This is a genomic window from Aurantimicrobium minutum (assembly GCF_029893825.1).
In the GTDB taxonomy this organism is placed as follows: Bacteria; Actinomycetota; Actinomycetes; order Actinomycetales; family Microbacteriaceae; genus Aurantimicrobium; species Aurantimicrobium minutum_C.
In genome coordinates, this window is record NZ_JARXXV010000001.1 from 1,250,428 (window position 1) to 1,263,033 (window position 12,606).

Annotated in this window: 10 protein-coding genes and 2 tRNA genes; 7 read left to right on the top strand and 5 right to left on the bottom strand. The window is 51.9% G+C overall.

Annotation, left to right across the window (positions count from 1 at the left end; all coding sequences use genetic code 11):
- The first annotated feature begins 17 nt into the window (after positions 1–17).
- The 4 genes from gyrA (at position 18) to M2120_RS06120 (ending at position 3,168) form a co-directional block, all read left to right on the top strand.
- Positions 18–2,498, top strand: coding sequence for a DNA gyrase subunit A (gyrA, locus tag M2120_RS06105; protein ID WP_432418551.1), 2,481 nt, complete (start codon positions 18–20; stop codon positions 2,496–2,498).
- Positions 2,491–2,916, top strand: a complete 426-nt coding sequence (locus M2120_RS06110) for a DUF3566 domain-containing protein (RefSeq protein WP_280797825.1) — start codon at positions 2,491–2,493, stop codon at positions 2,914–2,916. The genes gyrA and M2120_RS06110 overlap by 8 nt, the downstream gene beginning before the upstream one ends.
- Before the next feature lie 61 nt (positions 2,917–2,977).
- Positions 2,978–3,051: transfer RNA gene (locus tag M2120_RS06115), tRNA-Ile, on the top strand.
- Between the two features lie 44 nt (positions 3,052–3,095).
- Positions 3,096–3,168: transfer RNA gene (locus tag M2120_RS06120), tRNA-Ala, on the top strand.
- Positions 3,169–3,209: 41 nt separating this feature from the next.
- On the opposite strand, the gene M2120_RS06125 is transcribed toward M2120_RS06120, so the two are convergent.
- The gene (locus M2120_RS06125; RefSeq protein ID WP_280797826.1) at positions 3,210–3,962 is read right to left on the bottom strand and encodes a TetR/AcrR family transcriptional regulator; all 753 of its coding nucleotides are present in this window, start codon (positions 3,960–3,962) and stop codon (positions 3,210–3,212) included.
- A 174-nt stretch (positions 3,963–4,136) separates the two neighbouring features.
- Between M2120_RS06125 and M2120_RS06130 the strand changes: the two genes are divergently transcribed.
- Positions 4,137–8,240 (top strand): fibronectin type III domain-containing protein, encoded by a 4,104-nt coding sequence (locus M2120_RS06130; RefSeq protein WP_280797827.1) that lies wholly within the window; start codon positions 4,137–4,139, stop codon positions 8,238–8,240.
- An 801-nt stretch (positions 8,241–9,041) separates the two neighbouring features.
- Here M2120_RS06130 and M2120_RS06135 read toward each other — a convergent pair.
- Entirely contained in the window at positions 9,042–9,407 is a 366-nt protein-coding gene (locus M2120_RS06135) for a DUF1801 domain-containing protein (protein WP_280797828.1), read from the bottom strand.
- A gap of 22 nt (positions 9,408–9,429) precedes the next feature.
- On the opposite strand from M2120_RS06135, the gene M2120_RS06140 reads away from it, so the two are divergent.
- Positions 9,430–9,696, top strand: a complete 267-nt coding sequence (locus M2120_RS06140) for a YdeI/OmpD-associated family protein (protein WP_280797829.1) — start codon at positions 9,430–9,432, stop codon at positions 9,694–9,696.
- Here M2120_RS06140 and M2120_RS06145 read toward each other — a convergent pair whose 3' ends face one another.
- From M2120_RS06145 to M2120_RS06155, 3 genes are read right to left on the bottom strand one after another with little or no spacing between them, the layout of a single operon-like run.
- Positions 9,697–10,725 carry a lipid II:glycine glycyltransferase FemX gene (locus tag M2120_RS06145; RefSeq protein ID WP_280797830.1) on the bottom strand — a complete coding sequence of 343 codons (1,029 nt, stop codon included), beginning with the start codon at positions 10,723–10,725 and terminating at the stop codon, positions 9,697–9,699.
- 25 nt (positions 10,726–10,750) lie between these two features.
- Positions 10,751–11,383: an LON peptidase substrate-binding domain-containing protein gene (locus M2120_RS06150; protein ID WP_280797831.1), complete on the bottom strand. Its 633-nt coding sequence runs from the start codon at positions 11,381–11,383 to the stop codon at positions 10,751–10,753.
- 5 nt (positions 11,384–11,388) lie between these two features.
- Entirely contained in the window at positions 11,389–11,859 is a 471-nt protein-coding gene (locus M2120_RS06155; protein ID WP_280797832.1) for a hypothetical protein, read from the bottom strand.
- A gap of 100 nt (positions 11,860–11,959) precedes the next feature.
- Between M2120_RS06155 and M2120_RS06160 the strand changes: the two genes are divergently transcribed.
- Positions 11,960–12,499 carry a peptidylprolyl isomerase gene (locus M2120_RS06160; RefSeq protein WP_280797833.1) on the top strand — a complete coding sequence of 180 codons (540 nt, stop codon included), beginning with the start codon at positions 11,960–11,962 and terminating at the stop codon, positions 12,497–12,499.
- Positions 12,500–12,606 lie beyond the last annotated feature (107 nt).

Sequence of the window (12,606 nt, forward strand, 5' to 3'; positions counted from 1 at the left end):
TAGACCTGCAGCTGGAGATGCAGCGCTCCTACCTCGACTACGCCATGAGCGTTATCGTGGGCCGCGCACTTCCCGATGTTCGCGATGGTTTGAAGCCAGTTCACCGCCGCGTGATCTACGCGATGTATGACGGTGGCTACCGCCCCGATAAGGCATTCTCTAAGTGTGCTCGTGTAGTCGGTGACGTGATGGGTCAGTTCCACCCACACGGTGACTTGGCTATCTATGACGCACTGGTTCGTCTGGTTCAGCCCTGGTCACTGCGCTACCCACTTGCTCTGGGACAGGGAAACTTTGGTTCAGCCGGTAATGACTCTGCGGCTGCTCCTCGTTACACCGAAACCAAGATGGCTCCTTTGGCGCTGGAAATGGTTCGCGACATCGACGAAGAAACCGTCGATTTCCAGGACAACTACGACGGCCGCACTCAAGAGCCTTCGATTCTTCCTTCCCGTTTCCCCAACCTGCTGGTCAATGGATCTGTCGGTATTGCCGTGGGTATGGCAACCAACATTCCTCCCCACAACCTGCGTGAAGTTGCCGAAGGTGCACTGTGGGCATTGGCTAACCCCGATGCAACGCGTGAAGAACTTCTCGAAGCGCTGATCTCTCGCATCAAGGGCCCAGACTTCCCCACCGGTGCGCAGATCTTGGGCATCAAGGGAATTCAGGATGCTTACCGCACCGGTCGTGGTTCCATCACGATGCGTGCCGTGGTCAGCGTTGAAGAACTCCAGGGCCGAACCTGCCTGGTCGTGACCGAGCTTCCCTACCAGGTCAACCCTGACAACCTCGCCATCAAGATTGCCGAGCTCGTCAAGGACGGCAAGATCACCGGTATCGCGGATATCCGCGATGAAACCTCTGGCCGTACCGGACAGCGCTTGGTCATCGTGCTCAAGCGTGATGCTGTAGCTAAGGTCGTTCTCAACAACCTCTACAAGCACACTCAGCTGCAGGAAAACTTTGGCGCCAACATGCTCGCCATCGTTGACGGAATTCCTCGCACCCTTTCCATCGATGGATTCATCTCCAACTGGGTAGAACACCAGATTGATGTCATCGTTCGCCGCACGCAGTTCCGCCTGCGCAAGGCAGAAGAGCGCATGCACATCCTCAAGGGCTACCTTGCTGCGTTGGATGCTCTCGACGAAGTTATCGCTCTGATTCGTAAGAGCCCCACGGTTGAAGATGCTCGTGACAGCCTGATGTCATTCCTCAAGATTGACGAGCTGCAAGCTCGTGCCATCTTGGAAATGCAGCTGCGCCGCCTGGCAGCACTCGAGCGCCAGAAGATCATCGACGAGGCAACCGAACTGGAAGCTCAGATCACGGAGTTCAACGCGATCTTGGCAAGCCCTGCTCGTCAGCGTGAGATCGTCTCGGAAGAACTCACCGACATTGTTGCCCGCTACGGCGACGACCGTCGCTCCGAGATCATGCCTGGCTTTGATGGTGACATGAATGTGGAAGACCTCATTCCTGAAGAGGAAATGGTCATCACCGTTACCCGCGGTGGCTACATCAAGCGCACCCGCAGCGACAACTACCGCAGCCAGCACCGTGGTGGTCGTGGCGTGAAGGGTGCGCAGCTTCGTGCAGATGATGTGGTCGAGCACTTCTTCGTCACCACCACACACCACTGGCTGTTGTTCTTCACCAACACCGGTCGTGTTTACCGTGCGAAGGCGTATGAAGTTCAAGAGGCAGGTCGTGACGCGAAGGGTCAGCACATTGCTAACCTGCTCGCACTTGCTCCAGAAGAGCAGGTCACCCAGATCCTCGACATCCGTGACTACCAGGCAGCTCAGTACCTGGCCCTGGCAACACGTGATGGTCTGATCAAGAAGACCGCACTGACCGAATACGACACCAACCGCACCGGCGGCATCATTGCCATCAAGCTGCGCGAAGGTGACGAGCTGGTCTCGGCACTTCTGCTGGAAGCAGACTCCGATGTTCTGCTTGTTTCACGCAAGGGTATGAGCATCCGCTTCACCGCAACCGATGAGGCATTGCGCCCCATGGGTCGCTCCACCTCGGGTGTGACGGGTATGAAGTTCCGAGGTGGAGACAGCCTGCTGTCGGCATCACTGGTTTCTGACTCCGGATTCGTCTTCGTGGTCACCGAGGGTGGCTACGCCAAGCGCACCTCAGCAGATCAGTACCGCACACAAAACCGTGGTGGTTTGGGAATCAAGGTTGCCAAGCTCAGCGAAGACCGCGGAGACCTGGTGGGATCACTGATTGTGGAAGAGGAAGACGAAGTTCTTGTCGTTCTCGAATCCGGCAAGGTTGTCCGCTCTTCTGTCAACGAAGTACCCGCCAAGGGACGTGACACCATGGGTGTTGTCTTCGCTAGATTCGAAGAGGGCGACAAGATTCTTGCCGTCGCTCGCAATTCAGAGCGTAATCTTGAATCTGCAGAAGATGCAGTTGAAGAAGAAGTAGCAACAACCAGCGGAGACGCTGTAGTGGAAGAGGCAACAGATGAGTAACGCATTGGCACAGAAGCTCAAGGACAAGCTTCCCAAGAGCGAACCCAAGGGACCCGCAGCTAAGCAGGTTCGCCTGAAGCTCGTCTACATCGACTTCATGTCTGCGCTGAAGATGTCCTTCCTGCTTGGACTTGCACAGTTCATTGTGGTTGTCATCGGAACCTTCCTGCTTTACCTAGTCTTCGTTCAGACCGGTATCTTCACCACCGCAAACAGCGTTGCTGGTGAAGTGCTGGGCAACAACTCCTTCGACATCAACAGCATTGCTTCCATGGGTAAGACCGTGGGCGCGGCTGCTGCCGTGGGCGTTGTGAACATGATTGTGATCACCGTGATGGGTGCAATTTGCGCTGTTCTTTACAACGCAGCAGCAAAGATCACCGGCGGTCTTTCTGTCGGTTTCACCAACCAGCAGTAAATAAACCTAGGCTCGATTTAGAGATTTGCCGGCTTTCCGGTAGTCTCGAATCTGCCTAAGCGGGGCTATAGCTCAGGTGGTTAGAGCGCTTCACTGATAATGAAGAGGTCCCAGGTTCAAGTCCTGGTAGCCCCACGCAATTGCACTGAACATTTTCATGTAAAGTAGTAAAAGCAATCGGGGCCTTAGCTCAATTGGTAGAGCGCCTGCTTTGCAAGCAGGAGGTCAGGAGTTCGATTCTCCTAGGCTCCACATAAAGAAAACACCCGCCAGAAATGGCGGGTGTTTTTTCTTTAGCTTTCTCTCGCACTCAGTATGAGGCGATCGATAAACACTCTCACTTGATGTTGTACGTCAAGCCGATCGTCGACTTCAAGAATTTCTTTGTTTCCACCACCAGCACCTGTCATCCACAGGGTTGGGCCAACCATTGCCCATTGGATTCGAATGGCAGCGGGAACTTCGGCAGCAAAAGGGCTCTCAAGTACATCTTCCGGTTCTCGAACTGTGTCCAACTGAAAATCAGTCATGGTTCCTGCTTTTAAGTCACTAACAAGCATGGACATAACGCCGACCGAAAAACCAACAGCTGCTGCTAGTCGCCTCGGAAACTTTTCATTCAAAATTCGAGTGACGTTTTCGGAAACCTGAGGCAGGTGTGCGATACCCACAACCATGCCGTATTTAATTGCTCGATTAATTTGAGCTTCCAATACTGCCCGCATGCGCTCTTCTGGCGAGGAATACGTATGGCCGAGAGCTTCCTTGATACTTGCAATCCAAAGTTCGTGCACATGCACAAATACTTCTGCGAGCAACCCGTCAAAAGTTCCGAAGTGGTAGGTAATCAGAGAGTAATCAACGCCCAGCAAATCGCACAGAGAGCGCGCGTTCACATCAAGAATTCCTCGGCGGGAAATCTCAGACATTGCCAGCGCGACAAGCTTATCTCTGGTCTCAGACTGATTAGTCAGCCCGTAAAGTGCCCAGAATGTTTCATCTAAAGGCGCAGGTTCACTAGGTGAACTCTTTTTTGCTCTGCTCATAGTTGCTGCTTCCCGCCCACCCCAGATTACTTGACTTTGACGTAATAAAAGCGCGAAATTATGCGGAATTTGACTCTATTCCATAGAATAGAGTCGCTCATTTTGGTTAGTTTTACCCTCATTGTTTTCACCTCTTTTGAGCTGCGCATTTAGCGCCAACAGGAGTAAATAAAAATGAACGTGCTGAAGATCAATCGCCTCACTGCGATTATGAAAAAGTTCTATTCGCTTATTGCAGTGATAGCACTTGTAGTCAGTACCTTCGTTTCACAGGCAACCCCAAGTCCTGCTTTTGCAGCTGATTATTCAGCACCCCTCAACACCACTACAGCACTTTCTGGATACAGCGTTAATGCCTCGATTACCGGAACAGTTCGCGTATTACTCAGAACGAGCAATCCTTCAGGTCAACTCTCTGTCACGAGTTATGCAAACTTATGGGGAATTAGAAATACCCCCAACTACACAGCCACGACGGGTAATTCCACACTAGGAATTGCAGGACAGATGATTGGGCTCTCCGGTCCAGCAGCTTCCATAAATGCGGCATTGGCTACGTTGCAATATTCTTCGTCAACCACTGGAACTGACACAATCACCATGTGGGTATCTAACGGTAGTGAGTACATTCCATTAATGAATGGCTCAAATGTAGAGTTCCACTACTACGTTTTCAGAGATGACGCCCAAATTCCTTCCGTAGCAACATCAATGGCAACTGCTATTGGAACAATGGACGGTCAAACAGGTGTTACGACGTACTTAGCAACACTGCGATATCAGGTCGAGGATGTATTTGCCTCCCAAATCATGGTTGGTTGGGGCAACAGAGATCAGGCCTGGATTGCTGCTAGGGATGATGTCGAAGGCCAGTGGAAATGGTTTGGTCCAGATGCGGAAGGTGTTCAATTCTGGAATGGTGATAACTCGGGAATTTATTCAGTAAATGGTGAGTACTGGAACTGGGGTAGAACTTCCGCAAATGCTGGTTTACAACGGCCTGTGGGCAATGTCGGCAAACACTGCATGATGTTAAATGCGGCTTCAGCATTTACATATGGTCTGGTACGCATGAATGGCGGAAATAACTACTGGTATGGCTGGCACAACGGCCTGTGCAGTTACGGCACTAAGTGGATGTATGAAGCCCTGGTTCCAACACAGCCTGCCGGACAAAACAGCACTGTTTCGGCAGCAAACTATTCAATGACACCCTCACTTAAGACTGTTGTCATTGCAACCCCACCAGATCAACCTACAGGTTTGACTGCAGTAGCGAACTCAAGCGGAAATGTCGATCTTTCGTGGTCTGCTCCTTCGAATACAGGTACAGATCCATTAAGTGACTACACAGTTCAATACTCACAATCCTCAACTTTTGCATCTGGTGTGACTACATGGAGCCACGCTGCGTCTACTCAGACAACAGCCAGTATTAGTGGTCTTTCTGCAGGTGCAACTTATTACTTTCGTGTCGCCGCAGTATCAACCATGACTGGTTCTTACAGTTCAACAAGTACCTTGACTCTGCCACGCCTTCCGAGTTCGCCACTGAACTTTGTAGCTACACCAGGCAATCAAACCATCGACCTGAGTTGGAGCGGCCCATCCGATGATGGCGGTTCTGCCATCACTGGATACAAGCTCGAATATAAGGAAAGCACTTCGAGCACCTGGATTGTGGCAAGCAGTTCTATTGCGGGAACCACCTACTCTCTGAGTTCACTCACTAACGGAACGAACTACGACGTTCGGGTATCTGCGAGCAATGGTTTCTGGGGATCTACAGTCAGCTCAACTTCCGTTAAGCCCTTTGGCGCAGTATCCAATACGGCAGTGCCCACAATTGGCGGTGCAAACGCTGCTGGTGAAATTCTTACTGCTTCTGATGGAAGCTGGAACTCAAATGGTGCCACCGTTACCACCACGAATTATCAATGGCAGACCAGAAACTCCCCTTCAGATGGATGGTCTGACATTTCTGGGGCTACCAACAGTACATATGTATTGACAGGCACAAACGTTGGAAAGTATCTGCGAGTCAAGGTCTCCAAAACTAATGGCGCCAACTCGGGGACATTTATAGATGCCTTCAGTGAGACATCAGGAATTATTCAAACCGGCTTAGCGTCAACTCCAGGAAACCTTGCCACTGTTTTTGGCGATAGTTCAATCAATGTCTCCTGGAGTATTCCCACGAGCAATGGTGGAACCATTTCAGGCATCCGCGTTGAGTACTCACTTGATGGTGACGTATGGAACCTGAGCCAACTCCTCTCCGCAAACAGCACTTCTCACACGATCACAGGACTAACAAACGGCACGGGGTACTTTGTCCGTGTAACAGCAGTGACTGCTGCAGGTAATGGCGCGTACGCCATAAGTGGTGATTTTGTCATCCCAGCAAGCAACCCAATAAACACCTCTCTCCCTTCAGTTTCAGGAACTGCGTCATACGGTTCGATACTGTCTGCTAACGCAGGTTCTTGGAACTCAAACGGGCGAACACTCGGTAATGCCAACTACCAGTGGCAATATTCAACGAACTCAGGCAGCACCTGGAATGATCTCACGGGTGAAACCGGTGATCAATTGACCGTTTCGGGAAATATCGGTGCACAACTCCGTGTGAAAGTGACTCGGTCAAACGCGGTGGGATCCACGATCGTGTATTCGAGTGCAACATCAGCAGTTACAGCATCAGCACCAACGGGCCCACAGAGCGTGAGTGTTACTCCCACTGATCAAACACTTACTGTGACCTGGGTGGCACCTTCGAACACAGGTGGTGTATCTCTCACTGATTATCAAATCCAGTATTCAACTGATGCCGTGACGTGGAACACAGTTACCAGAACCGCATCTTTGACTACCTCTCAAAGCATCACCGGCCTGACCAATGGCACAAATTACTACGTTCGAGTCAGAGCACTCAATGGGTTGAATGGAGCTTGGGCTTTTTCTGGAAGCACCCAGGCCCCTCGAGGGTTACCTCTCCAGGTGAGCTCTCCTGCCGTGAGTGGAACTCCAAACTATCAACAGCTCCTCACCGCCTCCTTGGGCCAGTGGAATTCAAATGGCGCAACGATCACACAAACCACATATCAGTGGCAAACTTCTTCGGATGGCTCCACGTGGACCAACATTTCCGGTGCGACCACGAATGAGTACCGCGTTACAGCACCTGTTGGAAATACGCTTCGTGTGAAAATTATTCAAACAAACTCCGTGGGATCTACAGAAGTCTTCACATCGGCAACTTCAGCAATTGCCGCTGTGAACGCGGCAGCACCAGCGATTGTGCTTCGCGAAACAGGTAATGCACAATTCACTGTGCGCTGGAGCGCTCCTGCACACAATGGTGGTGTCCCTCTAACCGGGTATACCGTTGAGTACTCCACCGACCAGCAGGCATGGACTTCAAGTTCTGAAAGCACAACTGCGTCAGAAAAAATCATCACCGGTCTTACTAACGGTCAAACTTATTACGCAAGAGTGCGGGCAGAAACTGATCGAAACGGTGAATGGACCGTAGTGTTAGGACCTATTCGCCCAGCTGCTCCGGTCGTGCCAGTAGTCACACCTCCGGCATCTCCTCGAGTTATTCCGTCATCGTCATTGGCTCGAACCACTCCTGTGACGACAGTTCAGCCAGATTGGTCTGTTGTTCAGAACAACATCATGCCTGTTCCTGTTGCTCCAAGCACTCTGTCGCTGCTCACTCCTGGCTCAGCAACAATTACCTCTGATGGCCGAGTTGAGCTTGTTCCTTCGGGGTCAGTCGCACTGATAAATGGAAGCGTCGTTTCATCTGCAGTATTCAGTGAAAAAGGCGATCAAGCAGTTGCTGACACAGGATTGACCCAAGTTGGTCTTCAGTTTGCATCCAGTGCCGGTGTTGCTCTCCCTGGGGACAACATCAATCTGCGGGCTAGTGGGTTTGCTCCAGGTAGTCCTCTCGTTGTGTGGATTCAATCCACTCCCACCAAGTTGGTGGCAACGACAGCAGACACAGAAGGTTCTGAAGCTACTGAGTTCATGATTCCTCGTAACCTCAAGCCGGGTTCACACACTCTACAAATCAACGGTGTTGATGCAAACGGAAATATTGTGAGTTTGGCATATGGAATTGAAGTTCAAACCACCCCAACAGATTCACAAGCTCAAACTCAGACTGAGCAGCAATCCACAATTTTCGAAATTTTGGGATTATGTACTCTTCCTGTAATTCTTGCAATTAGTGTGTTTTTCTTCATGCGAAGAAAAACATTGAGATAAATCACATTTCCTTGCTTGGATATGCAAACCGAACACCAAACAGAAATGGCAGATGTCCGTTTTCATTTACGGCATTTAGAATTGTCTAGTTGGGGACCAAAATTTATGGAGAAGTTTTGAGACCTCACATTATTCGCGGAGCTGTTCTCACTGTTCTCACTTTCGCCATTCTAGGTTTTTCGGTCTCGCCAGTACAGGCCAGTCCCAACCCGAATTTATGGTGCTGGTCAATGCAATCTGGTGCGGTGAGAGGGACATTTTCGATGAACCCAGCTACGCCCGGAAATGGGACGGCACCTCAAGGGACATATACCTTGACGGGGTTTAGCGTGACGTCCTCAAACGTTTCGGGAATTTACCCTGGATCAATTTCGAACGGTATTTATGCGTTTGGTACTCAACCTGATTACACGATTGTGTGGAATGGTACTCAACCAACGTCGTGGAATCGTCAAAACGGCTTTTACACAAATGGCTTCGCCATCGAGTCAGGACCTCAAGGCTTTACAACTCGATTTATTTTTGACACGAATTATCAACTGGCTGAGGATGCTTTCGTGGGCCACTTCTACTCCCCAATAACCCCTACGTTGAGCCCCGCTGATACAAATGGATTGTGCCCGGGAGACATTGCTCCTACTGCTACTCCAACTCCAGCACTATCTACGACCTCAGTCTCGCAACCCCAGGAAGCCTTACTAGTCCACACAGGTTTTGAAGATACCTTTACCCTCGGCGCAATAGGCGGCATTGCTGTTTTATTGGGGATTGCCCTAAGACGTTCGAGGCCCAAAAGCTAGGTCACTTGCCTGGGCGAAGTGACCTATAGTCCCAGATAATCTCTGAGCTCAGGCGCAGGTAGCGACGAAGGTCTTCCACATTGATCGACGTCACATCTGTGTAGGTGATGCCGGCAGCCCTGTGCTTACCAATGCCTAACAGCCCGGGCTCTGAGAAATCTTTTCCACTCCAGAAGAGCACCTTCACGCCATGCTTGTGATTTTGGTACCCCACCACGGGAATGTCCTCGAGAAAGAAGACGGGCGCTCCATGCCAGACCTTGAAAGTGGCGGAGGGAAGTGCTTGCTGGAACTCTCCAAAAAGGAAGTCGATGACAGGGCGGTTGGCGGGGTCACTGCCCTCGTTGTATTTCACAACATCATTCATAGCTTCAGACTACGCTGGCCACATGAGCTCTCGAGAGATGCGTGACAAAAAGGGTAACCTGCGTCGCAAGCTCGTGGAGATGCCTGCGGACGTGAAGCTCGCTCTGGAGCAAACAGGCTTGCGTGCTGACTATGACCACAGGCCTGCTTATCAACGCAATGACTACCTCGCGTGGATCACGAGAGCCGTTCGGCAAGAGATTCGCCAGAAGCGGCTGAATCAGATGCTGGACGAACTGAAAAAGGGCGGCGTCTATATGCGGATGGACCACCCTGCTTCGAAGAAGTAATTAGTACCAGTAGTCCTTGCGCAAGCGTGAGTAAAGACCAAGGAACTTGGTCTCAAACTTGTTCCATAACTTCTGCTTGGAGTTCAACGGATACTCAAAGGCAGGCATGTAGGTGTCAACGGTGGAGTTGAAGCCTGTCTTGAAGTGCCAGAGGCCTTCCATGGCACCAGCTGTGATGTTCTCAGGGTCTGGAACGTTACCGAGGTCATAGGCCTCAAAGCCTTCGGCTTTGAGATCTCGCATAATGGTCCACTGCATCAGATGCGGTGCAGGGAGGCGCTTTTGGGTGCGAATGGAACCGCCGTCTTTGTACCAGGCCTTTTTGCCGAAAGTGAAAACTACGGCAGCTGCGATGAGAGTGCCTTCGTGGTGAGCCATGTAGAGGCGGGCTTGGCCGGCTGCATCGAATGTTCCCCAGGCTTTGCGCAGGTAGTCCTCTGATCTAAAGAAAGCACCGGAACGATCTTTTGTGCCTCCCACGAGACCCAACAACTGAACTATGTTCTCCTCGGAGAAGGGAACACGGTTGACTTCGATATCCGCCTTCATGGCAAAGCGCAGGTGATTGCGTGCCTTAGGGCCAAAGCTGGCAAACATGGTTTCTTCGTCTGGGGTCAGATCGACGGTGACCGACCACTGATATTGCGAGGGATAGGCCTCAACCCAGCCATGGCGCTTGTAAGCAGCAATGAGTTCGGGGTCAGTTTCTTGGTAGGTCTCGATTTTGTAGGCAAGGTTCTTACCCCCGGCAAGAGACTTGGCGTGCTCGGTGAGCACGGCAACCTTCTCAGGGGTAATGCCTGAAACTCGCGGAGCATGAATGAGGTTACCGAGACCAAAGGCAGGTCGAGTGAACTCCTGCACAGCAAGAACTTCTTCACCTGAAGCATTGGTCAAGTGCTGACCGGAGGGTTCCCAACCGGAACCGGTCTTGAATTGTGCCCACGCAAGGGATTGCATGAAGTGAGGGTGGTGTTGCGTGTGCAACACAGCGTCATTCCATGATTCAGAGTGCTGTGGGCCGGTCATTGCTCCAGTATCTCGCAGGAAAGACCTAGGGCAGAGGTGACTCCCCGGCATCAAGTCCATCAAGGAAACGGTTACCACCAGCACAAATAGCCAAGGCAGTTTCTAAGAGCGTCTCAAGATCTTCCGACTCCAGCATGGTGTGCTGTTCTTGGGGAGGAACTGGCAGCATGGCTGCCAGTTGCCACACTGCCGCAATGGGATCATCTGAGACTTCGGTGTCGGCTTCCCACATCATCTCGCCATACGAGCTTGCTCTGGCGAGAAGGCTTCGAACTTCGAGTTCAAGACTCATGCGTTGAGAGTCGAATGCGTCATCCCAGACCAGATCCGGAAGATAGGCAACCTCTGCACGCGGATAGGGGTCAGGTTCTAACCATTGAGTGACAACAAAACGTTTGGTGCCAGTGGCAGTAATTCCCAGGAAGTCATCGGTCATGCCAAAGTCATCGACTTTGGCAACTGTGCCGATGGTGAGGCGCTCGGGCTGCTCACCGGCTGCCACGCGTTGTGGATGCAGGGGAACACCAAAGACAGGGTTCTGAGAACCGACGAGATCGCCCATGAGTTTGAGATAGCGGGGTTCAAAAACCCTTAATGCCAAAGGCATATAGGGCATGAGCACTGACCCCACTGGGAATTGGGGCAGAACTAAAGCCATGGGGCTTATTCGTCTTCAGAGACCCAGAGTTCGTCGTCAGCGCGGAATGTTTGCCAGACGACGTAACCAATACCCAGCAGGGCAGCAATACCAATGCCTGCAGCGATGTATTTTCCCGCGCTCGCAGTTGCGGCAGGGGCAACCGCCTTCTTACCTGCAGCAAGCTTGGCAACCTGCTTGGTTACTTCTTTCACGCGCTTGTCGCGGGCAGCATCGATAACTGAAAGAGTGGAGCCAATGACTGAAGCAACGGTGGGAAGTACATCGTCGACGAGCTTGTCACGAGTGTTCTGAGCCGCGACGCGAGAGGTCTTCACCACGCGGGGGAACACTTCTTCGCTGGTGACGCGACCGAGTTCACGACTTGCTTCACGAACAACGCTGCCAGCGTGAGCGAGCACCCTTTGCTGTTCGCGCAGAAGTTCTTCTGCGTGAGCCTTAAGTGCTTCTGCTTCTGTCATCTTTTTGCGTGCCATAGTTCCATCTTGCCACTGTTGTCTGGGAATGCCACTAGAGCTGTTCCCCGGTGAGCGAACGAGGAACATATTCTCAGGCGCCATATGAAAAGATTGAGCCATGTCTATTCACACTGCAGTTGCCACGATGAACACCACTCTTGGCCCCATCAAGATCAACCTCTACGGAAACCACGCTCCTAAGACCGTGAAGAACTTCGTAGGACTGGCCACCGGAGAAATCGAGTGGACTGACCCTCGCACCGGTGCAAAGCGCAACGATCCTCTCTATAACGGCGTTGTGTTCCACCGCATCATTCCTGACTTCATGATCCAGGGTGGCGACCCGCTGGGTACTGGTACTGGTGGACCCGGATACCAGTTCGATGACGAGATTCACCCTGAACTCAACTTCACCCAGCCCTACGTTCTCGCAATGGCGAACGCGGGTACTTACGGTGGAAAGGGAACCAACGGTTCTCAGTTCTTCATCACCACTGCACCCACCACCTGGTTGCAGGGTAAGCACACCATCTTTGGTGCTGTGGAGGACGAAGCAAGCCGCGCCATCGTTGACCAGCTGGGCAATGTCTCGACCGATGGTCGTGACCGTCCACTCGACGACGTGGTGATTGAATCCATCACCATCGAACAGGTCTAACTTTTCGTGACCAACGAAACAGGCTTTGGGGCTACCGCTGAGGTAGCCCCTTCCTGTTATCGCCACCCGGGTACGCCAACCTACATTCGTTGCCAGCGCTGCGAACG